Below are 23,646 nucleotides of genomic sequence, written 5' to 3'. Positions count from 1 at the left end.
ATGCGCAAGCAGCTATCAAAATGTGAGCGTATTTGCTCAGTTGTGTCGCATGCCTGCGACCAGTTGTGTCACGTTGTGGCGCACCATCTGCAGGTAGGTGGCGCCGGGCTGACCTGCGGGGGAGAGGGCGTCGGCATACAGGCTGGCGCCCAGGGTGGCCCCGGCGTCTTTGCTGAGCTGGGCGATGAGTTGGGGGTTGGCCATGTTTTCCACAAACACGGCGCGGATCTTTTCGCGCTGGATCTGCCGGATGAGCCGGGCCACCTGTTTGGCGCTGGGTTCGGTCTCGGTGTTCACGCCCTGCGGCGCCAGAAACTGCACACCGTAGTGCGCGGCAAAGTAGCCAAAGGCGTCGTGGGAGGTGATGACCTTGCGCTTGGCTTGCGGGATGCTGGTTATCTGCGCCTTGGCCCAAGCGTCCAGCGCCCTCAGCTCCTGCACATAGGCCTCGGCATTGGCCTGGTAGCTGCTGGCGCCGGCTGCGTCCACCTGGCTCAAGGCGGCTGCGATGTTGCGCACATAGAACACCACATTGTTCGGGTTTTGCCAGGCGTGAGGGTCCAGTTCCTCATGGGCGTGGCCAGCGTGGCCTTTTTCTTCGGCCATGTGGCGGGCGTTTACGCCCTGGGTAGCCACCACGGTTTTGCCTTTGTAGCCTGCCGACTTGATGAGTTTGCCCGCCCAGGGCTCAAAGCCCAGGCCGTTGGTGACTACCAGCTTCGCGGCCAGCAGGGCCTTGGCGTCGGCGGGTTTGGGCGCGAACACGTGGGCGTCTTCGTCGGAGCCGACCAGCGTGGTCACCGCCACGCGATCGCCGCCCACCACACGCACCAGGTCCCCCAGGATGCTGAAGCTGGCCACCACGGGCAGTTTGTCAGCCGCATGGGCCTGGCTGCCCAAGAGCGCCAGTGCGGTGGCGCTGGCCAGTAAAAAACGGCGGGGAAGGTTGGGGATGGTGTCCAGCATGGGAGTAGTTCCTGAGGTGGGTGAAGAAAGAGGGAGAGAGGCTCAGGCCACCCGGTGCGGGCGGGCCCAGTGGCGTGGCAGCCAGCCGCCGGGGGCCAGCAGCAGCGAGGTGGCGTACAACGCGCCGGCGCATCCGATGATGGTGGGGCCCGAAGGCGTGTCAAAGTGGTAAGACAGCAGCAGCCCGGCCACGCCCGCGATGGCGGCCTGCGCGCTGGCGTTGAGCAGTTGCGCGGGCAGGGTGTCGTGCCACAGGCGCGCGCTCACGGCGGGCAGCATCATCAGGCCCACGGCCATCAGCGTGCCCAGGGTCTGAAAGCCCGCCACCAGGTTCAGCACCACCAGCATCAAGAAGCCCTGTTGCCACACCCAAGCCGGCACACCGCGGCGGTGGGCGCCCAGAAACACGGGGTCAAAGGTTTCCAACACCAGGCCGCGGTACATCAGCGCCAGGGCCAGCACACTGGCGCTGGCGACACTGGCCACCAGGTAGAGCCCTGCGGTATCCACGCCCAGCGCGCTGCCAAACAGGATGTGCAGCAGGTCCAGCTGCGTGCCGTGGCGTGCAATCAGCGTCACGCCCAGCGCCAGCGCAACGAGGTAAATGGCGGCCAGGCTCGCGTCTTCCTTGAGGGTGGTGAAACGCGTGACCGCCCCGGCCACGGCGGCCACTAGCAGGCCGGCCAGCACACCGCCCAGCGCCATTGCGGTGAGCGAGAGGCCACTGACCATGAAGCCGGTGGCCACACCGGGCAGCACCGCGTGGCTCAGTGCATCGCCCAACAGACTCATGCGCCGCAGTGTGAGAAAGACGCCCAGCGGCGCCGCGCTGAGCGATAGCGCCAGCGTGGCGACGAGTGCGCGGCGCATGAAAGCAAATTCGACAAACGGGGAGAGGAGGGTGTCCCACACCGGGCCCAGCAAGATGTCCATGGTGGCCTTAGGTAGTGGCGGCTAGGCGCTGGGCTAGCAGGGTGTCAAAGTCTTGCCCGTTGAAGGCACCATCCACATCGCACAAGGCGGCGGTTTCGTCCCACGCCTCGGCCATGCTGCGAGCGCGGGCTAAATTGGTGCCGGTCAGCACCTCCGCGGTCGCACCCCAGGCAATACATTCGCGCGCCAGCAGCAGGGTTTGTGGAAAGTGCGTCTGCACCTGCGCGTTATCGTGCAGCACGGCCACCACGGTGCGGCCCTGGTGGTGCCATTGCTGCACCAGTGCGAGCAGGCCAGCCGTGGTTTGGCTGTCTACGGCGTTGAAGGGTTCGTCCAGCAAGATGAGCTGCGCGTCTTGCACCAGCAGGCGTGCAAACAGCGTGCGCTGCAGTTGCCCGCTGGAGAGCGTGCCCACGGGGCGGCGCTCGAAACCCTGCAGGTCCACGGCCTGCAGCGCCGCGTTCACACGCGCCTGCATGGCCGGCGTGCAGCGGCCCCAGGCGCCCGTGTGCGCCCACAGGCCCATCAACACGCAGTCGCGCACATCCAGCGGAAAGCTGCGGTCCAGTTCACTCTGCTGGGGCAGGTAGGCCAGGCGCAGGCCGGGCGCGTGCTCCAACCGACTGTGCGGCTCCAGCGGCAGCAGCCCGGCCAGGCTTTTGAGCAGCGTACTTTTGCCCGCGCCGTTGGGGCCGATGACGGCGGTGAGCGAGCCCTGGGCAAAGTGGCCGCTCACATGGTGCAGTGCGGGGTGCTGGCGGTAACTCACGGTCAGGTTGTGCAGCGTGATCGCTGCCGGGGCGGCGGTGTTCATAGCGGGATGGCCTCCACGCTGGCCCAGAGCACACCCAGCCACAGCAGAGCCAGCAATGGGGTCACGGCCAGGGCGCGCAGCCAGGCCGGCCAAGCCAACACACTGCTGCGCAAAACCTGTGTAAAGGTGGAAAAAGAGGGGTGGGTCATCGGTAATAATGCAACTTGATTGCAGTAAATGGAGTGCAAATATAACGCAACTTGGTTGCGTATTTGCATTTAATGCAACACAATTGCATTTTTAAAAGGCGTTGTATGGCCCCCTTGCCCCCGTCCACAGACCCGATTGACGCGCTGCTGTCCGCCCACGGCCTGCGCCGCACGGCCGCCGCGCGCCAGGTGCTGGGCTGGCTGCTGGCCCACCCGGAAACCAGCTACACACATGCCCAGTTGCAGGCCGCGCTGGCCGACGACACGGACGCCGCGCTGGACCGCGTGACGCTGTACCGCCTGATCGACCGGCTCACCCAGGTGGGTCTGCTGCTGTGCCGCGTGGACAGCCAGCGCGTGCGCCGTTACCAGGCCATGCCGACCAGCGTGCACGCCATCCCCCATTTCGAATGCCAAAGCTGCCACCGTGACAGCCCGCTGGCCGGCGCGCTCAAGGCCAATGCCCATGACCTGGAGAAGGCCGCACAAACCGCGCTGGAAGCGTTGAAGGCGCTGGGTTACCAAGGCATGAGCATGGACTTTGCGGTGCGTGGCGTGTGTGTGGACTGCGCCACTGGCGTTGTGGCGCCTGAGGTGGCAGCAGGGCCCGCCGCATGATCCGCACGCAGGGGTTGGCCTACCGGTACCCTGGCGCGGATACCGCATTGCAGTTCCCCGATGTGGACGTGGCGCAGGGCGCGGTGCTCTTGCTCAGCGGCCCGTCCGGCTGTGGCAAATCGACTTGGCTGGCGCTCGTCGCCGGGCTGGTGGCGCCCACCGCCGGCACCGTCGAAGTGGCCGGGCAGCCGTTGCATGCGCTTAAATCCGTAGCTGCTGATGCATGGCGAGCAAAGGCTATCGGCTTTCTCCCTCAAAAATTGCACCTGAGTGCGGCACTCACCGTGCAGCAGAACCTGGCCATGGCGCAGTGGGCGGCCGGCCAGCCTGAAGACGCAGGTGCCATCCACACCACGCTGCAGGCGCTGGGTGTGGCCGAACTGGCGGCGCGCAAGCCCTCACAGCTGTCAGGTGGGCAAGCGCAGCGCGTGGCGCTCGCGCGTGCTGTGCTGCTGCAGCCGCGTGTGCTGCTGGCCGACGAGCCCACCGCGAGCCTGGACGACGAAGCCGCGGCCGATGCCGTAGCGCTGCTGCTGGCCACGGCCCGCACCCACGGCGCCACGCTGGTGATTGCCACGCATGATGCGCGTGTCGCGGCATTCATTCCGGCCGGGGTTGAGGGTCAAATCGGCTTCCAGCGCTTGTCGTTGTTGCGCAAGAAGCTATCAAAAGAAGAGCAAGCCGCATGAAAACCCTGTGGCTGGCCTGGCGCTACCTGTGGTCGCGCCCCCTGGGTGCGGTGCTCAATCTCTTGCTGCTGAGCCTGGGGCTGGCGTCCATCACCTTTCTGGTGCTGGTGGGCGCGCAGCTGTCCAAGGCGTTTGACCGCGACCTGGCCGGCATCGACGTGGTGGTGGGCGCCAAGGGCAGCCCCATGCAACTCATCCTCTCGGGTGTGTTGCACATCGACGTGCCGCCCGGCAATGTGCCGCTCAAGGCGGTGAAAGAGCTAGCCAAGAACCCGCTGGTGGAACGCATCATCCCTATCAGCCTGGGCGATAACTTTGCGGGCTACCGCATCGTGGGTACCTCGCTGGCCTATGTCGACCACTACGAGGCCAAGCTCGCGCAGGGCCGTGTGTGGGACGCACCCATGCAGGTGGTGCTGGGTGCCACCACGGCGCGCAAGCTGGGCCTCGCTTTGGGGCAGACCTTTGTGGGATCACACGGCCTGGGCGCAGGTGGCCACACGCATGGAGACAACCCCTACACCGTGGTCGGCATCCTGGCGCCCAGCGGCAGCGTGCTGGACCGGCTGATCCTGACCGACACGGCCTCCGTCTGGAAGGTGCATGAGGACTACACCGCGGTGGACGACGAGGACCGCCAGATCATGGAAGAGGAACGCGAGATCACCATGGCGTTGGTGCAATACAAAACGCCCATGGCCGCTTTAAGTTTTCCGCGCTACGTGAACACCAGCACCGAGATGCAGGCCGCCGCGCCCGCGCTGGAGATCAGCCGCCTGCTGCACATGCTGGGCCTGGGCACCGATGTGCTGCGCGCCTTTGCCGGTGTGCTGCTGCTCACCGCGGGCCTGAGTGTTTTTATCGCGCTGTGGAGCGCGGTACGCGAGCGCCGGGCCGATTTGGCGCTGCTGCGCATGCTGGGCGCACCGCCGCGCCGGGTGGCGGCCTTGCTGCTGAGCGAGGCACTGTGGCTGGGCCTGCTGGCCGCCGTGCTGGGCCTGCTGCTGGGGCAGGGCTTTGCGGCGCTGCTGGCCTGGCTGCTGGCGCTGGACAACTCGCTGCTCATCGGCGGCCTGGTCTGGCCTGTGGCGCTGTGGCTGGTGCCCGCGCTGGCGTTGGGTGTGTCTTTGCTGTCGGCGTTGTTACCCACCTTTGCGGCTTACCGCGTGAGCGTGCTCGAACTGCTGCAAGCGCGCTGAACTGGTTTTGTTTCTGCAACCCTTCCAACCTTTAGGAAATATATGAAAAAAGCACTTCTAGCCCTCATCCTGCTTGCGCAAGCAGCTACGTTTTCCATAGCAGCCGAGAGTGATAAGGAAACCAAAGAAGACATCGCCAAACACCGCGCCATGGCTGCCGCACACACCGCCGCCGCCCAATGCCGTGAATCCGGCAAAGGCGAAGACGTCTGCAACAAGGAACTGCAAGCCGCCTGCAAGGGCCTGGCGATTGGCAAGTTCTGCGGCATGAAACACGAACACTGAGCGCTGCAAAGCCCCTGCGCCTGTCGCCGCCGGGGCGGCGATTTAAGATAAGCCGGTTGGAGGTTCCCATGACACCGTTCGCTCGCACTTTTGCCGTCTTGCCCCTTGTTCTAGGCCTGGCCATGGGCCCCGCCCAGGCCCAGCTCAGCTCCCCCATGCCGGGTGTGCCGGCTGGCAGCGGCGCTGGGGTGCACAGCCCCAACAGCCCGTTTGCCCCCATCAAGGAGCGGGCCGATGTGTTGCCCTGGTCGGTGCTCACCACCGTCAAAACCAAGACCGAGAAGAACCGCCTGCTGCCCGTCTTTCCGACCGATGTGCAGGCGCTTAACAAGAAGACCCAGCGCATCCAGGGTTTCATGATGCCGTTGGAGCCGGGTGAAAAACAAAAACACTTTTTGCTCAGCTCGGTGCCGCTCACCTGCTCGTTCTGTGTACCCGGCGGGCCCGAGAGCATGGTGGAGGTGAAGACCAAAACCCCGGTCAAGTATTCGCTCGAAGTGGTGGTGGTGGAAGGCCAGTTTGCTGTGCTCGCCGACGATCCCTACGGTCTGTATTACCGCATCACCGACGCCGTAGCCGTCAAGTAAAGGGCGCGCGGTTTGTTGTCCCTCGACCACCCGGTCGTCTCCTCCCTGTTGCCGGTGGTCCTGCTGATTGTGGTGGGCCTCATCACCGGCAAGGCCAAGCTGATCCGCCAGGAGGCGGTGCGCGATTTGTCCAACCTCGTCTTCCTGGTGCTCACGCAGGCGCTGCTGTTTCGCACCATGAGCAGTGTGCATGTGCAAGACCTGGACTTCCAGCCCGTCTCGCTCTACTTTGCGGTGGCCGCAGCTTTGTTCACTGGCATGTTGCTAGTGCAGGGCGCCAGCAGCCGGGCGGCCGTCATTGCGCTGTCGGGCACCTTCAGCAACACCGTGATGATCGGCATCCCGCTGGTGGGGCTGGCCTATGGAAAAGACGCCCTGGTGCTGCTGTTCACCCTGATCTCTTTGCACGCGCTGGTACTGCTGACTTTTGCCACGGTGATACTGGAGCTGTTGAGCGCGCGCGAGCAGAGCGCACAGGCCGATGCCCCGCCGCGGCATCCTCTCAAATCCATAGGTTTGGCAGTGCGGAACGCCGTGGTCCACCCGGTACCCATGCCCATCATCGCCGGGCTGCTGTACGCACAAACCGGCTGGGGCCTGCCCGATGTGGTGGACCGCCCCCTGCTGTTGCTGGGCAATGCCTTTGGCCCCGTGGCGCTGGTGTTGGTGGGGGTGACCTTGTCCAACGCCGCCATTGGCCGCAACCTCAAAGGGGCACTGGTCATCTCTGCGGTCAAGACGCTGCTGCATCCCGCGTTGATGGCCGTGGTTGGGTATGTGTGCGGCCTGCGCGGCATGTCGCTCACGGTGTTGGTGGTGGCGGCTTCGCTGCCGATTGGCGCCAACGTGTTTTTGTTCTCGCAGCGGTACCAGAAGGCGGAGGATCTGGTGACGGCCAGTGTGGCCGTTTCCACGCTGGTGGCGTTGGTGAGTGTGACGCTGGTGATGACACTGGTGCCGTTTATTGCCTAGCTTTCTTGGGTGGTTATTGGTTCGGCTACACCGTTTTTTTGGACACCCACTCCCCCAGCCCCTCGCCCCGTCGGCGAGGGGAGCCTTTTGAACAGCCGATTTGGTGGCTTCACTCCGGCAAGGTGCTACAGCGGAAACGTTGCAAACGGATGGGTACTCCACGGCCAGCGCAGACGGTTGTAGTGAATGAGAAAGTGCAGGCGCGGAGCGACTGGCGGGCGCAGCCGCCAGCGTTGGCATACAGAGCTCTACGAAGTAGCCACAACCGCAGGCGCGGGCCGTGGAGCGAACTAACAGTGGCGACCTAACCCCATTAGTCCGTGTCCGGTGCGCAACAACCAAATATGGCTGTTAAAAGCTCCCCTCGCCGACGGGGCGAGGGGCTGGGGGAGTGGGTGTTAAAAAAAGCGGTGCAGGCGCACCCAAAAAAGTAGAAAAACCTAGGGCGCCAACCTCTCCCGCACCCATCCTCCATCGGAATCCAGCGTATACCGCAACCGGTCATGCAACCGACTCCTCCGCCCTTGCCAAAACTGCCAGTTGTCCGGCTTCAACCGATAGCCTCCCCAGTGCGGCGGCCGCGGTGGCTGCAGCAAAAACTGCGCAGCGTATTTGGCGGCATTGGTCACCAACACACTGCGACCGGAAATCACTTCACTCTGCGGCGAAGCCCACGCCCCAATGCGCGAATCCAAGGGCCGGCTGTGAAAATAAGCATCGCTTTCTTCATCGCTCACCTTCTCCACCACCCCTTCAATGCGCACCACGCGCTCCAGCTCCACCCAGTGAAACTGCAGGGCCGCATACGGGTTGCCGGCCAGCTCGTGGCCCTTGCGGCTCTCGTAGTTGGTGTACCAGACGATGCCGCGTGCGTCATAACCCTTGACCAGCACCACGCGGGTGCTCGGGCGCAAGTCGCTGCCCACGGTGGCCAGGGTCATGGCGTTGGGTTCGGGCACCTCGCCGCTGATGGCTTCTTTGAGCCACTGGTCAAACTGTTGCAGGGGATCAGCATGCGAAGCTTTTTCGTCCAGCTCGGCACGCTCGTAGCTTTTGCGAAGGTCGGCAATAGAGGTCATGCGGCCAGTATAGGCAGCGCGCTATACCCGGTGTTTGCGGCAGGTCAGCTACCATGCCGCGATGTCGTTGCCCACCCCCCACCTGCTGCCCGATGCAGCCCACTTGCCCGTGGTGCTGGTGCTGGCCTCGGGCCGGGGCGAGCGTTTTTTGGCATCGGGTGGCACCACCCACAAACTGCAGGCCGACTTGTGCGGCGCCACGGTGCTGCAGCGCACGCTGGACGCCGTGCAGGCGAGTGGCCTGCGCTGGCACCTGGAAGACGCGGGCCACCTCGGCATGGGCGACAGCATTGCCGCCGCGGTGCGCGCTACGCGTGATGCCGCGGGCGGCTGGATGGTGCTGCCCGCCGATCTGCCGCTGGTACAACCGAACACCCTGGTTACCATCGCCCGCGCCCCGCTGGACGGGGACGTGCTGGTGCCGTGGTTCGAAGGCCAGCGCGGCCACCCGGTGCGCTTTGCGGCCCGTTGTGGCGATGCACTCGCGGGTTTGAAGGGAAATCAGGGTGCAGCCCCCGTGGTGTCTGCGCAAGCAGCTATCAAAATGGTAGTGACTGACGTGGGCTGTGTGTTGGACATTGATACCGTGGACGACCTGGAACGGGCCCGCGCCGAGTGGGAGAACAGGCGCTAGGATTTCGCCGCCGGGCCGCCCCAAGGCGAAATGCACCCCCTTGGGGGGCAGCGACCCGCGCAGCGGCGGAGCGTGGGGGCCAGTTCGTACCCGCCTGGTAACTCTGTCTGTACACAAGCAGGGCATTCGCAGTTACCATCAGGAGGTGTAATTTAGTTACAAGAGCACCATGCCAGACACCACCCCTTCCCCCGCCGCTTTGCACCCCGTTGTCGAGGCCGTCACGCGCCGCATCCGCGAGCGCAGTGTGGTCACCCGCGCTGCCTATCTGGCCCAGCTGGAGCTGGCCGCCAACCGCAAGCCCGGCGCTGACCGCATGGGCTGCGCCAACGTGGCCCACGCCTTTGCCGCCATGCCCGACGCCGACAAGACCCGCGTCACCGGGCTGGACAAACTCAAGATCGTGGAAGAGAAGGGCGCCAACATCGGCGTCGTCAATGCCTATAACGACCTGCTCTCGGCCCACGCGCCGTTGCAGCACTACCCCGACCTCATCAAGGTGGAGGCCCGCAAGCACGGCGCCACCGCCCAAGTAGCCGGCGGCGTACCCGCCATGTGCGATGGCGTGACCCAGGGCACCCCGGGCATGGAGCTGAGCCTGTTCAGCCGCGACGCGATTGCCATGGCCACCGCCGTGTCGCTGAGCCACGATGTGTTTGACTGCGCGCTGATGCTGGGCGTGTGCGACAAGATCGTGCCCGGCCTGCTCATTGGCGCACTGCACTTTGGCCATCTGCCCACCGTGTTTGTGCCTGCCGGCCCCATGACCTCGGGCCTGCCCAATAATGAAAAAGCCAAGGTGCGTGAGAAAGCCGCCCAAGGCCTGGTGGGCCGCCCCGAACTGCTGGCCGCCGAGAGCGCCGCCTACCATGGCGAAGGCACCTGTACCTTCTATGGCACGGCCAACAGCAACCAGATGCTGCTCGAAGCCATGGGCCTGCATGTGCCCGGCACCGCCTTCATCAACCCCGGCGAAGGCGTGCGCCAGGAGCTGACCCGCGAAGCCGTGCGCACCGTGCTGGCCATCACCAAGGCCAAGCGCTTTGCGCCGATTGGCAAGGTGGTGGACGAGCGTTGCATCGTCAACGCCATGGTCGCCCTGCTGGCCACCGGTGGCTCCACCAACCATTTGATCCACTGGGTGGCCGTGGCCCGCGCGGCAGGCATCGTCATCGACTGGAATGACTTTTCCGCGTTGTCGGACGTGGTGCCATTGCTGAGCCGCGTGTACCCCAACGGCAGCGCCGATGTGAACCAGTTCCAGGCCGCAGGCGGCCCCGGCTATGTGATCCGCGAGTTGTTGGACGCCGGCTTCATGCACGCCGATGTGCTGACCGTGCGCAGCGGTGGCCTGCGCGAATTCACCGCCATTCCCTCGGCCGCTGCCGACGGCAGCCTGCAGTGGACCGACGCCGGCGCCAGCAAGGACGAGGGCGTGGTGCGTCCCGCAAGCGCGCCCTTCAGCGCCAGCGGTGGCCTGAAATTGCTCAAGGGCAATCTGGGCCGCAGCGTCATCAAGGTGTCCGCCGTGCCGGATGACCGCCACATCATCGAAGCGCCATGCCGCGTGTTCGATTCACAAGACGCGCTGCACAAGGCCTTTAGCGCCAACGAGCTGAACCACGACGTGATTTGCGTGGTGCGCTGGCAGGGCCCGCAGGCCAATGGCATGCCCGAGCTGCACAAGCTCACACCGCCACTGGCCGTGCTGCAAGGCAAAGGCTTTCGCGTGGCACTGGTGACCGACGGCCGCATGAGCGGCGCATCGGGCAAGGTGCCCGCCGCCATCCACGTGTCGCCCGAAGCGGCGGCCGGCGGCCCGCTGGCCAAGGTGCGCGATGGTGATGTGATCCGCCTGGATGCGAATGCCGAAACCCTGCAAGTGCTGGTGAGCGACGCCGAATGGGCTGCTCGCCCGCTGGACACCATGCCCGAAGAACTGCGCGCTGCCAACGGCATCGGCATGGGCCGTGAACTGTTCGCCAACTTCCGCCGCAACGCACTGGCTGCCGAAGAAGGCGCCTGCACCTGGTTTTAAACCAACATCTATAACGTCGATCTGGAATTTATATGTCTCAAGCCCCCGCCTTTACCGCCTTGCAAGTGATGCAGGACGCCCCCGTCATCCCCGTGATCGTGTTGAACGACGTGGCCCACGCCGTGCCCATGGCCCGCGCCCTGGTGGCCGGCGGCGTGCGCATGCTCGAAGTGACACTGCGCACCCCACAAGCCCTGGCCTGTATGGAAGCCATTGCCCGTGACGTGCCCGAAGCCGTGGTCGGCGCCGGCACCGTGCGCAGCAAGGCCGATGCGCAAGCCGCCGCCAACGCCGGTGCCCGCTTTGCTGTCAGCCCCGGCTACACCAGCGCCGTGGGCCAGGCCTGCCGCGACCTGGGCCTGTCGCTCCTGCCCGGTGTGGCCACTGGCAGCGAAATCATGATGGCGCAGGAAGACGGCTTCACCCAGCTCAAGTTCTTCCCCGCCATGCAAGCCGGCGGCCCCGCCATGCTCAAGGCCTGGAGCGGCCCCTTCTTCGACGTGAAGTTCTGCCCCACCGGCGGCGTGACGCTGCAAAATGCGCCCGAGTTTCTGGCGCTGCCCAATGTGGTCTGCGTGGGCGGCTCCTGGATCGTGCCGGCTGATGCCATGGTCAAGGGCGAGTGGGACAAGATCACGCAGCTGGCGAAGGATACGCAGGCGCTGCGCAAGTAAGGCGCACTGCGGATTTAATAGAAAGAGGGCTGCGGCCCTCTTTCTATTTGCGCCAAGCGCTATTAATTTTGTAGTAACTTATTTTTCAGGCAATGGATGTACTGGCCCCATCCCGCGGCTACCCAATATCTGCCCAAACTGTTCCTGTTCATTAACATGTGATGTGCTTACTCTGAGCTGGAAGCCTTAAAGTTTGGCGAAAATAGCTGCCAACCCGTCTTCGGAGAATTGCCATGAATTGCTCCCGCTTAGCAATCATTTGTCTGATCGCATTGCAGCCCCATGCCTCGATGGCTCAGAACAAGTGTGATACCGAGGCTGAGTCGGCGCAGAGCAAGATCATCCGGGAATTTTCCGTGAATCCCCCATCCAAACATGATCAGGCGGCGTACCTTGCTTGGTCCCAGAACCTGAATGCTGCCCTCGCCACTGTTGGGAAACGGCACGAAGAGTGCATCCGCGCCAATAGGCCAGCAATTTCTCCTGCAGAAGCTTCAAAAATGGATGCTTGTTTGGCGGCGGTCCGTCGCCGTGGTGATGAATTGGCGAACCGGTACCGTGGGCGAGCGCTGACCTTTCAGGAGCAAACCACCCAGCGGGCAGAAGAGCAAACGTTGCAGGACGAGTACATGGCTTGTTCCAGGCGCACGAACCGGTAATGGTGGCTAAACCGTGCGCGTCTGCTTGCATGGTGAGATCACTGGATAGTCTGGATAATGCACTCGCGCTTGATCCCAGTTTTCAGCCCCACCCCGGGAGGTCTCCATGTCCAAACTTCGCGTAGAAAGTTTCTCCATCTCCCTGGACGGCTTCGGTGCAGGCCCTGACCAAGACCTGGCCAACCCGCTCGGCGTGGGCGGCACCTCGCTGCATGGCTGGGCGATGTCCACGCGCACGTTTCAGACCAAGGTGTTTGGCAACACTGAGGGCGGAGCGACGGGCATCGACGACGACTTTGCCCAGCGTGGTTTCCAGAACATGGGTGCCTGGATTTTGGGGCGCAATATGTTCGGTCCCGTGCGCGGGCCCTGGCCCGATGAAAGCTGGCGCGGCTGGTGGGGGGAGAACCCGGTGTACCACGTGCCCGTGTTTGTGCTGACCAACCATGCGCGCGCGCCGCTGGTCATGGAGGGTGGCACGACCTTCCACTTTGTCACCGAAGGCCCCGTGGTCGCGCTGGAGCGCGCCCGTGCAGCGGCCGGGGGCAAGGACGTGCGGGTCGGTGGCGGCGTCAACACCATCCAGCAGTACCTGCGCTTGCGCCTGATTGATGAAATGCATGTCGCTATCTCGCCGGTGTTACTGGGCGCAGGGGAGCGGCTGTGGGAAGGCATCAACCTGCCGGCTTTGGGCTACACCTGCACCCGGCACGAAAACACCGCGCTGGCCACACACGTGGTGTTCACGCGGCAGTGACCCCGGCAACGCTCACCCCAGGAGAACACCCATGACCCCCAAGAACACGATCTGCATCTGGTACGACGGCGGCGCACTGGAGGCCGCGGAGTTTTATGCCAAGACCTTCCCCAACAGTGCGGTGGGCGCGGCGCACTACGCACCGGGCGACTACCCGATGGGCAAGCAGGGCAATGTGCTGACGGTGGAGTTCACCGTGATGGGCATTCCCTGTCTGGGGCTCAACGGCGGGCCGATGTTCAAACACACCGAGGCCTTTTCGTTCCAGGTGGCGACGGACGACCAGGAAGAGACCGACCGCCTGTGGAACGCCATCGTGGGCAACGGCGGGCAGGAGAGCCAATGCGGTTGGTGCAAGGACCAATGGGGTCTGTCGTGGCAGATCACACCGCGTGCCCTGACCGATGCCATGGCGGGCCCGGACCGTGCAGCCGCCAAGCGCGTGTTCGAAGCGATGATGGAGATGGGCAAGATCGACATCGCAAAGATTGAAGCCGCCCGGCGCGGCTGAACTCAAGCCACCCGCCACCCCATCCACAGCGTCCACACCGCGGTCAGTACCAGCAGCCCACCCAGCCAATGGCTGAACGCCGTCTGGCTCTTCGAACTGCCGCGCAACCACACGCGCAGCTGCGACGCCGCCAGTGCCACGCCGCCGTACACCGCGATCTGTGCCGCGGCGGTGATAGCGCCCAAGGCAACGGACTGGGCCGCGATGTTTCCCAACTGCGGGCGAATGAACTGCGGAAACACGGCCAGCATGAAGATGTAGGCCTTGGGGTTCATCAGGCAGGTGAGGGTAGCGCGCGCAAAGGTGCTGTGCAGTGGGCGTGAGGGCTGATCCTGCACGTCGGACAGCTGCGCAGAAGGCCATAGCCCATCCAAGCCACATACAGGCTGCCAGCCAGTAGCAGCGCGTTAAACGCCAGCGGAAAGTGCTGCAACAGCAAACCCACACCCAGCGCGCCCATGGCCACATGCACCATGCCGCCCAGCACAATGCCCGCCACGGCAGCGGCGCCGGAGCGCCTGCCGTCCACCAGCGTGCTGGCCAACACAAAAGCCATATCCATGCCAGGCAGCACCACGATGCCAGCCACCAAAACCGCGTAGAGCCAGAGGTGTTCCATCTCGATTCCTTTTCTCAATTTGTGAAGATGGGAGCGAGTGTGTGCAGCAATAGCTGCCACCGAATGTCAGCTTTTATCGATACGATGGAGAGATGCGTGCCAGCCGCCTTTTGACCATCCAGATGCTTCTGCAAACCCGCGGGCGCATGAGCGCGCAGGCGCTGGCCGAACTGCTGGAGGTGTCGGTGCGCACGCTGTACCGCGATGTGGACCAGCTCACCGCCGCAGGCGTGCCCATTTATGCGGAGCAGGGCCGCAACGGCGGCTTTCAGTTGGTGGAGGGTTGGAAGACCACGCTGACCGGATTCACGGCGTCCGAATCACAGGCCGTGTTCATGAGCGGGCTGGCCGGCCCGGCGGCCGAGCTGGGCCTGGGCCAGCAGGTGGTGGACGCACAGCTCAAGCTCATGACTGCGCTGCCCGCGCACCAGCGCGACGATGCGCAGCGCGTGCAGTCGCGCTTTCACCTGGACCCGGCCGACTGGTACCGCGAGGCCGATCCGGTGCCGCACCTGGCCACGGTGGCCGCTGCCGTGTGGCAAGACCGGCAGCTAAGCCTGCGCTACGACAGCTGGAAGGCCGAGGTGCAGCGCACCGTGCACCCGTTGGGGCTGGTGCTGAAGGCGGGCGTCTGGTACTTGGTGGCCAGCAGCGATGCCAAGCCGCGCACCTACCGCATCTCCAACATTCTGGGCGCCGAGTTGCTGGACAAGGCCAGCACGCGGCCCAAACGTTTTGACCTGTCGGCATATTGGACGGAATCCATCCAGCGTTTTGAGGCCGAGCTGTACCAGGGCCACGCTGTGGTGCAGGCCACAGCCCAAGGTGTGAAGCAGCTGCACCAGCTCAGCAGCGCGTTGGCCAAGGCCGTGGCGACTCAGGCGCTGCCAACGCAGGCCGGCGAGTCCGTGCGCCTCAAGATCCCGATAGAAACCCTGGAGAACGCCAGTTACCAGCTGCTGCGTATGGCGCCCGATGTGGTGGTGCTGTCCCCCGTGGCCCTGCGCCGAGCCATCGCGCAGCGCCTGTGGGTGATTCAGGCGAGTTATGACAGTGTTTCACTATAAAAATGACCTGTGGCCCCCATGAATACTGCGCGAGCAGCTCCTATTTTTGTAGTAAATTTCTTCGACTAACATGAACGCCGACGTTGTGTTTGTCAGGAAATTGATGCGAATTCAGACGTGATTTACCTGTGTTTTGTGCTGCCAAGGCTTTGATCTATGAGTATTTCCCAATTGAACAGCCCTGAGGGGCCGCCGGATTCTGCGGTACAGAACCGCTTGACGGCGGCTGGGTTGGTCTTGGCCACCTTGTTTTTTGCGGGATCGTTTGCACTGCAGTTGCACGCCCAGTCCAAAACGGCCCGGTCTTTTGCCGAGACGTTTGCTTACCTGGAGGTGGCCATGGTCGTCGGAGCCCTGATGGCCATTGCGTCCATCATTGGCTTGCTGGCCTGCCAGCAGTGCCTGGCAACCGATCGCGCTTGGTACAAATCCAAACGGGTTTGGTTCATTGTGGCCACGGTGGCACAGTATTTGTCCATTTCCCAGGCGATGAGCGCCGGGCTGACGGAGCTGGTGTTTGGCATCAAGCATACGTTTGACGCCACATTTCTGGCCCAGATGCTGGCCGTGGCGGCCTCGTTGTTTTGGGTCTTGTTGCTTTGGGTGGCGCCTATTCATGCCTTGCGCAGCTGGTGGCCCCACCTCTGGCGTGGGGAGCGGGTGGTGGTGGTCACCCTGTACCTGGTGTTGCTGGCATTTGTGTTGCTCAGCAACGGGATGATTTATGTGATTCAGGACGGTGCACCGAGTACGTTGGGGTCTGTGCTGTGGGCCGTGTTGCGGCAGTTGCTGCAACCCATGATGTGGCTGAGTCCGTGGGCACTGCCTTTGCCAACTTGATGATGAAAAGAGCGATATGCAAAACGTAAAGCGCGCGCTGCACTGGGCAGTCTGGACCGGGCTGGCCATGGTGCTGGTGGCTTGTGGCAACGGGGGCAAGGGAATTCCGCCGGAAGAAAAACGCGTGATCATCGGCACCGCGGCCCACATCAAAACCAAGCGGGAAAGCACCCATCACCTGAACAAACCACCTCCCTTTGGCGTTACCCACAAGCGGTTCAAAGATGGAAAGCAGCTGGCGGACGATTCGCCGCATCCTTACATCCTGTCCAGCGGAACTGTATTACTTAGCGCGCGGAATAACGGTTTGGCAAGGGTCGTTTTCCATGAGGATAACTTGGGAACTATTTCCAATGCGGTACCTGCCAGCTTTTTGGTGAGTGATTCGTCGATCGTGTCATCGGCCGCAGCAGACCCTCAGCACCCCAACGCTGTCTTTCTGACGCTCACCGGAAAAAAGGGAAATAGTTACATCACGGGGCTGGATGCGCGCGGCGATGCAATTTCCAAGTTCATGGTGCTGGCCGCTGTGCCAGACAGCGATGTCTTGGTTGTCAGTGATCCAAGCATTCATCCGCGGTTGTGTTCCAGCAGAGTTGAGCCCAGTTTCAGCACGGTCTGCGACTACAACATATCCACCAACTTCGATTTGGGTGATTCTGGAGGTGGTTTCTCGATGGACCCCTTTTTGAAAAGCGGGACTTCGACCCCAAAGTACATTTTGTTTGATGATGTTTCTATTGAGAAATTGAAAAATCTGAATACCAATGGATTTCCGGCATTTACAAAAAAAGCGATTTATTTTGAGAGTATCGATACATTGTTTGTGATGAATGAAGGGGTCTCAAAAGTGGACAGAATGGCCATGATAGGACGAAACCCTTTGGATCCCGCTGACCGTGATCCCGCAAACCCGTCCCTGTGGTTCAACGCTTTACCGATTCATCACGTGGCAACGCAGGAAGAATTTAATACTTATATTGATTTTGGTGGAAAACTGACGTCTAGCCCATTGAGAGCCTTTGGCGTCACAGATATCCTGACCCATGAGATAACACCTGATAACCCGGCTGAGGCGGTATTGGTGGGTGCGATATTTGTAGACGGTAGTCGAGTGAGTGCATCGGAAGAAACGATTCGATACGTTGCCGGCGCAGGTCGGTCCCCTATTGAGTCATATGTTTACAAAATGCATCACGTTGGAGAGAACTCGAACCTTAAAGAGGGAGGGTTGGAATGCCGTGCAAGCGCCACAGCTGGAAATTTAGTGAAATTTGCCATCACATCGTTAAAAAGCGTAGCTAAGTTAACGTTAGATGGAGATTTTAATTGGAACGGAGGCCATCCGAACCTTGGCGTTGATCTGAATCCACAAATTAATTCAGGAGGCCAAGTTAAATTTTTTCTTGATGGCCGCGTGAAAATGGATTGTGAGATTGAGCTTTATGCCATAAAAGCATCTGAATGGGGTGTCCCATTATTCGCAACTGTCCAATTTTCAATTCCCGTTTCTTTTGCAACAGGAGTTAGCGCTAGTGGTTCTGCCGATATGGTGCTGGTGTTGCCGGACTATAATTTAGGCTCGCCCACAGACACGAACAAACCGGGAAAAGTAGGTATCAACTATACCTCGAATGGCGGGTTTAAATCTGATTTTCAAATGCAGTCCACTGTTGCAAAAAACCATTTGGGTGTTGCAGACGGTACAAAGCTGCGTGGCTCGACAACGGGCAAAATTGGTATGGGTTTTGAAGTCGGTGTGAATGCCAACCTTGCGTTGCGGGCTATGGTGAATACATGGATACTCAGGGCCTCCGTAGATGCAACCATCGGTAGTATCTTGGTCGGATTCAAAGCAGATGGAGCTTACGATATTGATACAGCTAAGAAGACATCCAAAATGTCTCCAAAGGGTGACGCTGGTTTTGGTGCATTCTTAGAATTCAGTCCCACGATAAGTGTGAAGACTAAATTTTTTACTTGGAGTTTCAATATTTATGAATACGTAGTCCCTCCCTGGTGGTGGTATAAGCTTCCTATAAAAGAAGGTGAAGAGGAGCCCTTCGAGCCAGAGGAAACTAGGGATCAGGCGATTTTTGTGTACTGCGATGCTAGTTATCCTTGCTCTGGACAAAGAGGCAAAACCTTTAAAACTGGATATACAAACAGCAGTGAGAAGCTTCAGCTTGAGTCCGTAAAAGATATACCAGGTTTTGATTACTATGGTCAGTATTTTTATCAATATGTCTTCAGAGACAAAATAACCGGAGTTTTGCGACTGAATACCATTCCAATGAATCAAGCTGACGATTGGAGCCTAAAGGTATTTAAATATGGCGCAGTTGATATCTTGGCCGAAGGCGTTGTTACAAAGGTATTTAATGGTGGCGACCAAACATGTATGTATTGGTTTAATGGTGACGAGGCCTTAAAAAACTACTTCGATTGTCTGCATTGGTGGGATAGATAGCACGCTTATTTCTCATGCTGCTTGAAAATCGAGAGGCTGTGATGTCCTGTCGCGAATGCCTCTGATCCAGGAAGCCTAACCTTGGAAACGACGTCGCCCATCAATCCACGTTTCACGAATCGGTATTTCGTGGATCGTGGAAACGTCCACCCGGGTTGGATCTTGATCCAACACCACAAAGTCAGCATTCATTCCCACGCGGATCTGCCCTACGAAATCGCGTCTACATTGCCACGCCGCATTTGACGTAACCATTTCAAGTGCCGTCATGACGGGGACTCTTTCTTGAGGCGCGAGTACTTGGCCGCCTTCTCGCATGACGCGTGTCACGGCAATCTCCACAGAGCGCAGAGGATCGATGTCCGTCACATTCCAATCTGAATGCAAGGTGGCGCGCAAGCCCTCGCGTGCGACAGAGGCGCAACGATCCAGCAGTTCGGCACGTTCCGACCCGAGCACACGTTCCTTGAAAGCAAGCCCCCAATAATGCACGTGACCGATCAGGAAAGACGGCGATAAACCCAAATTCCGCATTCGAGCTATTTGCTCATCGTGCAACAAACTGCAATGTTCAATCCGGTGGCGATGGTCCATCCGTGGTTTTTGCTGGAGCACAGTCTCATAGGCGTTCAGTGTGGTGTCGATAGCGGCATCACCGTTCGAATGAACGCACACCTGCCACCCCAACTCATGAGCTTCCCGAATCGTTGCTGTAAGCGCCTCCTGGGTGTAATTGAGTTGCCCTCGTGACGCTGAATTTAAGTACGGCTCACGCATGTAACCGGTTTGCGCTTGATTGGAGCCGTCTGTCCAAGCCTTTATCGCACTTATTCGGTATCGATCGTCACCCATGCCAGGTTTGATACCGGCGTCACGCCAAGTTTTCATGTGCGTGGATACCAACGCCCCGCCAAAACGTATGGGTGGGTCTTTTTCCATGACTTCACGCAGGACGGATAAATCGGAGAGCCCCTGCATGCCCAGTCCGCAATCAAATAAACCTGTGCAGCCACGGCTCGCTGCTTTTGCAAATAAACGCCCTATGGACTCTGCCGTTTGGCTGGGTGTTTTCAGCGGCATCGCGAGGAAAAATGCCATCATCGCAGCCGTCTCTTCTAGGCGCCCCGTAAGCTCCCCATGGCTGTCCCTGACAAACCGCCCCTGGGGCGGATTATTCGAATCACGAGTGATGTGGACGCGCTCAAGAGCCTTTGAATTGACGTAGGCCACATGCCCGTTGGATTCGATGATAAATACCGGGTGGTTTGGTGCGATCCCGTCCAATATCTGCCGGGTGGGTTGAATGGCGTCCGGTGTAATGGACGGATCAAACTGCCACCCTCGCACCCATTCCCCGGGCGGTGTTCGAGCCACCAAGGCCTTGAGCTGTTCGATCACGGTGCCCATATTTGCAGCAGCCAAAGGGCCCACGTCAAGCCAGTCTTCAAAGGCGACAAAGACGGTGTGCATGTGGGGATCGGTGAAACCCGGTAACAGGGCGCCGCTTTGCAAATCTATGATTTTTGTGTGTGCTGTGCGTAAACCTTCCAGCTCGTCGCGCTGACCGACCCCGATGATGCGTCCCTGTGCGACCGCCACAGCCTGCGCTCGCGGTCGCTTGGGATCCATCGTCAAAATGGTTCCGCCGTGAAAAATCAAATCAGCGCGGACTATTTTTGAATAATCCGGCGCAGCCAGCGCGAGTGCTGGGAAGGCCATTGCAGCCGCTCCGCCCAGTAAGACATTGCGCCGAGAAGATTGGAGGGAAGTAAACAGACCGAGGCCAGGACGACAATATATGCACATAACCTACCTCTTGTATCTGGCTGATGGGAAGGCTTTTACATGTTTCGTCGTCACGAACGGGATAGGACGTTAACCTAGTCCCACGCCCGCAGCCTGCTCAGCCTTCTGGATCAGCTCGATCTTGTAGCCATCCGGGTCGGTCACAAACGCAATCACCGTGGTGCCGCCTTTGACCGGACCGGCCTCGCGTGTCACGTTGCCACCGGCCGCCTTGATCTTCTCGCAGGCCGCGTAGGCGTCGGGCACGCCGAGTGCGATGTGGCCGTAGGCGGAGCCCAGCTCGTAACTCTCCACGCCCCAGTTGTAGGTCAGCTCGATCTCGGCTTGGCCGGGGTTGCCACCGTCAAAACCGAGGAAGGCGAGGCTGTATTTGTACTCGGGGTTTTCCGAGGTGCGCAGCACCTGCATACCGAGCACGCCGGTGTAAAAGTCGATGGAGCGTTGGAGGTTGCCAACGCGCAGCATGGTGTGGAGAAATCGCATGCCAGAGATTGTGCCGCAGCCCGCGTTTACCCGGGCAGCTTGAGGTCAAACACCAGGCAGGTGGTGGTGGCATGGGCGTACAGCGTGCCGTCGGGGCCATAGAGGCGGGCCTCGGCCGTGGCGAGCTGGCGGCCGCAGTGGATGACCTTGCCTTCTGCGCGAATGCGCTGCACTTTGGGGCCGATGGCCTTGACCAGGTTGACGCCCAGCTCGGCCGTGGTGTAGCCGCGCCCGGGCAACATCATGGTGTGCACGGCGCAGCCCAGCGCCGAATCCAGCAACGTGGCGTACCAGCCGCCGTGGATGGTGCCCATGGGGTTGAGGTGGGCGGGACCGGGCGTGCCCTGGAACAACGCACGGCCTTCGGACACTTCCACAATCGTGAAGTCCAGCGTCTTGGCGATGGCGGCGTAGGGCAGCTCGCCGCGCAGCATGGCCTGCATCAGCTCCATGCCGGTCAGGTGGGCTATCTGGTCAGGTCGTGCCACACCGGGGCCGGGGCCTGCGTTCAGGCGGGCGAGAACGGCAGCCTCTTCGGCCAGCCAGGCGTCCAGGGTGGAGGGAGTGGTCAGGGTGTTCATGGAAATTTCGTGTTGGGGATGATTGAAATTGCATTGTTGCATATGCAACTAATGCAGCTACAATAATTTGCATGAAAACCCTTGTCAAGTCTGCTGCCACTGCGGACATCCCCAAACCGCAGGGCTGCACCAACCTCAAGCTGCGCCAGCTCACCCGCCGCGTGACCCAGCATTACGACGCAGAGCTGGCCAAGATGGGCCTGAAGACCACGCAGTACTCCCTGCTGTCGCATGTGGTGAAGTTGGGCCCGTTGCGCGCGGTGGATCTGGCGGGCGTGATGCGCATGAGCACCTCGACGCTGTCGCGCAACCTGCAGCCGCTCATTGCCAGCGGCTGGATCGTGGTGAATGCGGGCGACGATGCACGCAGTCGCCTGATCAGCGCCACCGAGGCCGGCCACACCAAACGCACCGAGGCACAGCGCAAGTGGCGCGTGGCGCAAGAGGGCATCAACGCCACGCTGGGCATAGCGCGCGTGCTGGCCTTGCATGCACTGATTGACGAATCCCTGGAACTGCTGTCCCCCCTGGAGCCTGACGATGACGAAGCCTGAAACCGAAGGGACAAATACCACCGCGCGCACCTTTGCGGTGTGGGTGATCTTGCTGGCCGCCGCGGGCGCTTTTGCGCTGACCATGGGCGTGCGCCAGACTATGGGCCTGTTCCTCAGCTCGCTCAACACGTCCACCGGCTTGGGCGTGGGCAGCATCAGCCTGGCGTTTGCGTTTGGCCAGCTGTGGTGGGGGTTGACGCAGCCCTTTGCGGGCGCCTTTGCCGACCGCGTGGGCGCCGGGCGTGTGCTGCTGCTGGGCGTAGCGCTGGTAGCCCTGGGTACTTTCATCACGCCGTTCATGACCACCACCGCCGGGCTGATCTTTGCCATTGGTGTGTTGGCAGCCGGTGGCGCCGGCATGGCAGGCCCTGCGGTGCTGATGGCGGCAACCACACGCCTGCTGCCCGCTAACAAGCGCGGCATGGCCACGGGTATCGTCAATGCGGGTGGTTCATTTGGCCAATTCATCATGGCGCCCATCGCCGGTGCATTGATGGTCAGCGTGGGCTGGGGCAATGCCATGCAGGTGATGGCGGGCATTGTGCTGTTGGCGCTGCCCGCGGCCTTTTTCCTGAAGGGCAACACAGTGCAGGTGGCAGTACCCGGTGTCAAAGCCATGGGCACAGGCGACGCCGTACGACTGGCTTTGCGCACGCCCAGCTTTTTGTTGCTGGCGGCGGGTTTCTTTGTATGTGGCTTCCATGTGGCGTTTCTGGCCACGCACTTGCCGGGCGTGGTGGCTGCGTGTGGTCTGCCCACGCAGTGGGGCGCCTGGGCGCTTGGCATTCTGGGGCTGTTCAACATCGTGGGCAGCATTGCCATGGGCTGGGCCGTGGGCCGCTGGCGCATGAAGTCGTTGCTGTCGCTGGTCTACAGCGTGCGTGCCATCGCCGTACTGGTGTTTCTGCTAGCGCCGAAGACCGGCCCTGTGGTGCTGGTATTTGCCGCGGTCATGGGTGTGAGTTTTCTGTCTACGGTGCCGCCCACGGCGGGCCTGGTGGCCAAGTTCTTTGGCACGGCCCACATGGCCACGTTGTTTGGCCTGGTGATGCTGACGCACCAGGTGGGTGGCTTCCTCGGTGCCTTCCTGGGCGGCAAGATTTTTGATGCGACTGGTAGCTACAACTGGGTTTGGTACATCGACATCGTGCTGGCCGTGGGGGCTGCGCTGATCCACCTGCCGATCAAAGAGGCCAAGCTGGTGCGCCAGCCTGCGTGAGTAGGGGCAGCCTTGGGGAATAATCGCCGGCATTGTTCCCCAACTGAGCACCCACCCCACCATGGCCACTTTCACCAAAGTCATCCTGTTCACCGACACCGACGGCCGCGCCCGTTTCAAGGAAGAGGCCCTACCGCTGAACCTCGGTACCCCGCAGTCCATGCTGTCAGAGGTGTTTGCCTCGGGCGGCTACCAGCTGCGCACCAGTCCGGTGGGCTTTCGCAGCCAGTTCCACTGCTCGGGCCACACGCAGTGGTGTTTCATCCTGCAGGGGCAGATGGAGATTGGTGTGCATGGCGAGTCGCGCATCTTCAAGGCGGGCGAGCATTTCTATTCGGCCGACCTGCTGCCCGAAGGCGCCACATTTGACGCCGCCATCCACGGCCATTGGAGTCAGCAGGTGGGCGACCAGCCGCTGGTCACGCTGTTCGTGCGCGGCTAAG

At 61.4% G+C, this 23,646-nt stretch carries 26 protein-coding genes and 1 pseudogene; 18 read left to right on the top strand and 9 right to left on the bottom strand.

Features of this window, described 5'->3' with window-relative positions; genetic code table 11:
• Positions 1-36: 36 nt before the first annotated feature.
• From C5F53_RS16935 to C5F53_RS20290, 4 genes are read right to left on the bottom strand one after another with little or no spacing between them, the layout of a single operon-like run.
• Positions 37-966 (bottom strand): metal ABC transporter substrate-binding protein, encoded by a 930-nt coding sequence (locus C5F53_RS16935; RefSeq protein ID WP_105262580.1) that lies wholly within the window; start codon positions 964-966, stop codon positions 37-39.
• Positions 967-1,008: 42 nt separating this feature from the next.
• Entirely contained in the window at positions 1,009-1,899 is an 891-nt protein-coding gene (locus C5F53_RS16930) for a metal ABC transporter permease (RefSeq protein WP_105262579.1), read from the bottom strand.
• A 7-nt stretch (positions 1,900-1,906) separates the two neighbouring features.
• Positions 1,907-2,713, bottom strand: coding sequence for a zinc ABC transporter ATP-binding protein AztA (aztA, locus tag C5F53_RS16925; protein ID WP_105262578.1), 807 nt, complete (start codon positions 2,711-2,713; stop codon positions 1,907-1,909).
• A complete protein-coding gene (locus C5F53_RS20290; protein ID WP_161499957.1) occupies positions 2,710-2,862 on the bottom strand; it encodes a hypothetical protein in 153 nt (50 codons plus the stop codon). The genes aztA and C5F53_RS20290 overlap by 4 nt, the downstream gene beginning before the upstream one ends.
• Positions 2,863-2,967: 105 nt before the next feature.
• Here C5F53_RS20290 and C5F53_RS16920 point away from each other — a divergent pair, with 105 nt between their 5' ends.
• The 6 genes from C5F53_RS16920 (at position 2,968) to C5F53_RS16895 (ending at position 7,212) form a co-directional block, all read left to right on the top strand.
• Entirely contained in the window at positions 2,968-3,480 is a 513-nt protein-coding gene (locus C5F53_RS16920; RefSeq protein ID WP_105262577.1) for a Fur family transcriptional regulator, read from the top strand.
• Positions 3,477-4,169: an ABC transporter ATP-binding protein gene (locus tag C5F53_RS16915; RefSeq protein WP_105262576.1), complete on the top strand. Its 693-nt coding sequence runs from the start codon at positions 3,477-3,479 to the stop codon at positions 4,167-4,169. Before C5F53_RS16920 ends, C5F53_RS16915 begins: the two co-directional genes overlap by 4 nt.
• Positions 4,166-5,368, top strand: coding sequence for an ABC transporter permease (locus C5F53_RS16910; protein ID WP_105262575.1), 1,203 nt, complete (start codon positions 4,166-4,168; stop codon positions 5,366-5,368). Before C5F53_RS16915 ends, C5F53_RS16910 begins: the two co-directional genes overlap by 4 nt.
• A gap of 42 nt (positions 5,369-5,410) precedes the next feature.
• Complete coding sequence (locus C5F53_RS16905) at positions 5,411-5,653, top strand: hypothetical protein (RefSeq protein ID WP_105262574.1); 243 nt, start codon at positions 5,411-5,413, stop codon at positions 5,651-5,653.
• A gap of 68 nt (positions 5,654-5,721) precedes the next feature.
• Entirely contained in the window at positions 5,722-6,240 is a 519-nt protein-coding gene (locus tag C5F53_RS16900; protein ID WP_105262573.1) for a DUF3299 domain-containing protein, read from the top strand.
• A 12-nt stretch (positions 6,241-6,252) separates the two neighbouring features.
• Positions 6,253-7,212 carry an AEC family transporter gene (locus tag C5F53_RS16895; protein WP_236635419.1) on the top strand — a complete coding sequence of 320 codons (960 nt, stop codon included), beginning with the start codon at positions 6,253-6,255 and terminating at the stop codon, positions 7,210-7,212.
• Between the two features lie 440 nt (positions 7,213-7,652).
• Here C5F53_RS16895 and pdxH read toward each other — a convergent pair whose 3' ends face one another.
• On the bottom strand, positions 7,653-8,291 hold the full coding sequence (gene pdxH / locus C5F53_RS16890; RefSeq protein WP_105262571.1) for a pyridoxamine 5'-phosphate oxidase: 639 nt from the start codon (positions 8,289-8,291) through the stop codon (positions 7,653-7,655).
• A gap of 61 nt (positions 8,292-8,352) precedes the next feature.
• Here pdxH and C5F53_RS16885 point away from each other — a divergent pair, with 61 nt between their 5' ends.
• The 6 genes from C5F53_RS16885 (at position 8,353) to C5F53_RS16860 (ending at position 13,564) form a co-directional block, all read left to right on the top strand.
• A complete protein-coding gene (locus C5F53_RS16885; RefSeq protein WP_105262570.1) occupies positions 8,353-8,925 on the top strand; it encodes an NTP transferase domain-containing protein in 573 nt (190 codons plus the stop codon).
• 169 nt (positions 8,926-9,094) lie between these two features.
• The gene (gene edd / locus C5F53_RS16880) at positions 9,095-10,963 is read left to right on the top strand and encodes a phosphogluconate dehydratase (protein WP_105262569.1); all 1,869 of its coding nucleotides are present in this window, start codon (positions 9,095-9,097) and stop codon (positions 10,961-10,963) included.
• Between the two features lie 32 nt (positions 10,964-10,995).
• Positions 10,996-11,637 carry a bifunctional 4-hydroxy-2-oxoglutarate aldolase/2-dehydro-3-deoxy-phosphogluconate aldolase gene (gene eda / locus C5F53_RS16875; RefSeq protein ID WP_105262568.1) on the top strand — a complete coding sequence of 214 codons (642 nt, stop codon included), beginning with the start codon at positions 10,996-10,998 and terminating at the stop codon, positions 11,635-11,637.
• A gap of 233 nt (positions 11,638-11,870) precedes the next feature.
• Positions 11,871-12,296: a hypothetical protein gene (locus C5F53_RS16870; protein WP_105262567.1), complete on the top strand. Its 426-nt coding sequence runs from the start codon at positions 11,871-11,873 to the stop codon at positions 12,294-12,296.
• A gap of 106 nt (positions 12,297-12,402) precedes the next feature.
• Positions 12,403-13,053: a dihydrofolate reductase family protein gene (locus C5F53_RS16865; protein ID WP_105262566.1), complete on the top strand. Its 651-nt coding sequence runs from the start codon at positions 12,403-12,405 to the stop codon at positions 13,051-13,053.
• 31 nt (positions 13,054-13,084) lie between these two features.
• Positions 13,085-13,564: a VOC family protein gene (locus tag C5F53_RS16860; RefSeq protein ID WP_105262565.1), complete on the top strand. Its 480-nt coding sequence runs from the start codon at positions 13,085-13,087 to the stop codon at positions 13,562-13,564.
• A gap of 2 nt (positions 13,565-13,566) precedes the next feature.
• Here C5F53_RS16860 and C5F53_RS20790 read toward each other — a convergent pair.
• Positions 13,567-14,120, bottom strand: a pseudogene (locus tag C5F53_RS20790) (LysE family translocator).
• A gap of 155 nt (positions 14,121-14,275) precedes the next feature.
• Here C5F53_RS20790 and C5F53_RS16850 point away from each other — a divergent pair.
• The 3 genes from C5F53_RS16850 to C5F53_RS16840 all read left to right on the top strand — a co-directional run bounded on the left by C5F53_RS16850 (position 14,276) and on the right by C5F53_RS16840 (position 18,560).
• On the top strand, positions 14,276-15,250 hold the full coding sequence (locus C5F53_RS16850) for a YafY family protein (protein WP_105262564.1): 975 nt from the start codon (positions 14,276-14,278) through the stop codon (positions 15,248-15,250).
• Positions 15,251-15,406: 156 nt separating this feature from the next.
• Positions 15,407-16,090 (top strand): hypothetical protein, encoded by a 684-nt coding sequence (locus tag C5F53_RS16845; RefSeq protein ID WP_105262563.1) that lies wholly within the window; start codon positions 15,407-15,409, stop codon positions 16,088-16,090.
• Positions 16,091-16,106: 16 nt separating this feature from the next.
• On the top strand, positions 16,107-18,560 hold the full coding sequence (locus tag C5F53_RS16840) for a hypothetical protein (RefSeq protein ID WP_105262562.1): 2,454 nt from the start codon (positions 16,107-16,109) through the stop codon (positions 18,558-18,560).
• Positions 18,561-18,635: 75 nt separating this feature from the next.
• Here C5F53_RS16840 and C5F53_RS16835 read toward each other — a convergent pair whose 3' ends face one another.
• From C5F53_RS16835 to C5F53_RS16825, 3 genes are all read right to left on the bottom strand, one after another.
• Positions 18,636-20,279 (bottom strand): amidohydrolase, encoded by a 1,644-nt coding sequence (locus tag C5F53_RS16835; RefSeq protein ID WP_201740881.1) that lies wholly within the window; start codon positions 20,277-20,279, stop codon positions 18,636-18,638.
• A 156-nt stretch (positions 20,280-20,435) separates the two neighbouring features.
• The gene (gene gloA, locus C5F53_RS16830; RefSeq protein ID WP_105262560.1) at positions 20,436-20,849 is read right to left on the bottom strand and encodes a lactoylglutathione lyase; all 414 of its coding nucleotides are present in this window, start codon (positions 20,847-20,849) and stop codon (positions 20,436-20,438) included.
• A 26-nt stretch (positions 20,850-20,875) separates the two neighbouring features.
• On the bottom strand, positions 20,876-21,430 hold the full coding sequence (locus C5F53_RS16825; RefSeq protein WP_370446750.1) for a PaaI family thioesterase: 555 nt from the start codon (positions 21,428-21,430) through the stop codon (positions 20,876-20,878).
• 71 nt (positions 21,431-21,501) lie between these two features.
• On the opposite strand from C5F53_RS16825, the gene C5F53_RS16820 reads away from it, so the two are divergent.
• The 3 genes from C5F53_RS16820 to C5F53_RS16810 all read left to right on the top strand — a co-directional run bounded on the left by C5F53_RS16820 (position 21,502) and on the right by C5F53_RS16810 (position 23,645).
• Complete coding sequence (locus C5F53_RS16820; protein ID WP_105262559.1) at positions 21,502-21,984, top strand: MarR family winged helix-turn-helix transcriptional regulator; 483 nt, start codon at positions 21,502-21,504, stop codon at positions 21,982-21,984.
• The gene (locus tag C5F53_RS16815; RefSeq protein ID WP_105262558.1) at positions 21,971-23,203 is read left to right on the top strand and encodes an MFS transporter; all 1,233 of its coding nucleotides are present in this window, start codon (positions 21,971-21,973) and stop codon (positions 23,201-23,203) included. The genes C5F53_RS16820 and C5F53_RS16815 overlap by 14 nt, the downstream gene beginning before the upstream one ends.
• 61 nt (positions 23,204-23,264) lie before the next feature.
• Positions 23,265-23,645 (top strand): hypothetical protein, encoded by a 381-nt coding sequence (locus C5F53_RS16810; RefSeq protein WP_105262557.1) that lies wholly within the window; start codon positions 23,265-23,267, stop codon positions 23,643-23,645.
• Position 23,646 lies beyond the last annotated feature (1 nt).

It is taken from the genome of Rhodoferax sp. TS-BS-61-7 (assembly GCF_002943465.1).
Lineage (GTDB): Bacteria > Pseudomonadota > Gammaproteobacteria > Burkholderiales > Burkholderiaceae_C > Allorhodoferax.
This window is presented reverse-complemented; position numbering and strand designations above follow the sequence as displayed.

Bases quoted from the DNA above. Each gene is read 5' to 3' on its own strand.
- C5F53_RS16850 (WP_105262564.1), top strand. From the start codon at position 14,276: ATGCGTGCCAGCCGCCTTTTGACCATCCAGATGCTTCTGCAAACCCGC.
- eda (WP_105262568.1), top strand. From the start codon at position 10,996: ATGTCTCAAGCCCCCGCCTTTACCGCCTTGCAAGTGATGCAGGACGCC.
- C5F53_RS16860 (WP_105262565.1), top strand. From the start codon at position 13,085: ATGACCCCCAAGAACACGATCTGCATCTGGTACGACGGCGGCGCACTG.
- aztA (WP_105262578.1), bottom strand. From the start codon at position 2,713: ATGAACACCGCCGCCCCGGCAGCGATCACGCTGCACAACCTGACCGTG.
- C5F53_RS16870 (WP_105262567.1), top strand. From the start codon at position 11,871: ATGAATTGCTCCCGCTTAGCAATCATTTGTCTGATCGCATTGCAGCCC.
- C5F53_RS16905 (WP_105262574.1), top strand. From the start codon at position 5,411: ATGAAAAAAGCACTTCTAGCCCTCATCCTGCTTGCGCAAGCAGCTACG.
- gloA (WP_105262560.1), bottom strand. From the start codon at position 20,849: ATGCGATTTCTCCACACCATGCTGCGCGTTGGCAACCTCCAACGCTCC.
- C5F53_RS16915 (WP_105262576.1), top strand. From the start codon at position 3,477: ATGATCCGCACGCAGGGGTTGGCCTACCGGTACCCTGGCGCGGATACC.
- C5F53_RS20290 (WP_161499957.1), bottom strand. From the start codon at position 2,862: ATGACCCACCCCTCTTTTTCCACCTTTACACAGGTTTTGCGCAGCAGT.
- C5F53_RS16820 (WP_105262559.1), top strand. From the start codon at position 21,502: ATGAAAACCCTTGTCAAGTCTGCTGCCACTGCGGACATCCCCAAACCG.
- C5F53_RS16865 (WP_105262566.1), top strand. From the start codon at position 12,403: ATGTCCAAACTTCGCGTAGAAAGTTTCTCCATCTCCCTGGACGGCTTC.
- C5F53_RS16920 (WP_105262577.1), top strand. From the start codon at position 2,968: ATGGCCCCCTTGCCCCCGTCCACAGACCCGATTGACGCGCTGCTGTCC.
- C5F53_RS16825 (WP_370446750.1), bottom strand. From the start codon at position 21,430: ATGAACACCCTGACCACTCCCTCCACCCTGGACGCCTGGCTGGCCGAA.
- C5F53_RS16900 (WP_105262573.1), top strand. From the start codon at position 5,722: ATGACACCGTTCGCTCGCACTTTTGCCGTCTTGCCCCTTGTTCTAGGC.
- edd (WP_105262569.1), top strand. From the start codon at position 9,095: ATGCCAGACACCACCCCTTCCCCCGCCGCTTTGCACCCCGTTGTCGAG.
- C5F53_RS16910 (WP_105262575.1), top strand. From the start codon at position 4,166: ATGAAAACCCTGTGGCTGGCCTGGCGCTACCTGTGGTCGCGCCCCCTG.
- C5F53_RS16815 (WP_105262558.1), top strand. From the start codon at position 21,971: ATGACGAAGCCTGAAACCGAAGGGACAAATACCACCGCGCGCACCTTT.
- C5F53_RS16935 (WP_105262580.1), bottom strand. From the start codon at position 966: ATGCTGGACACCATCCCCAACCTTCCCCGCCGTTTTTTACTGGCCAGC.
- C5F53_RS16835 (WP_201740881.1), bottom strand. From the start codon at position 20,279: ATGGCCTTCCCAGCACTCGCGCTGGCTGCGCCGGATTATTCAAAAATA.
- C5F53_RS16930 (WP_105262579.1), bottom strand. From the start codon at position 1,899: ATGGACATCTTGCTGGGCCCGGTGTGGGACACCCTCCTCTCCCCGTTT.
- pdxH (WP_105262571.1), bottom strand. From the start codon at position 8,291: ATGACCTCTATTGCCGACCTTCGCAAAAGCTACGAGCGTGCCGAGCTG.
- C5F53_RS16840 (WP_105262562.1), top strand. From the start codon at position 16,107: ATGCAAAACGTAAAGCGCGCGCTGCACTGGGCAGTCTGGACCGGGCTG.
- C5F53_RS16885 (WP_105262570.1), top strand. From the start codon at position 8,353: ATGTCGTTGCCCACCCCCCACCTGCTGCCCGATGCAGCCCACTTGCCC.
- C5F53_RS16845 (WP_105262563.1), top strand. From the start codon at position 15,407: ATGAGTATTTCCCAATTGAACAGCCCTGAGGGGCCGCCGGATTCTGCG.
- C5F53_RS16810 (WP_105262557.1), top strand. From the start codon at position 23,265: ATGGCCACTTTCACCAAAGTCATCCTGTTCACCGACACCGACGGCCGC.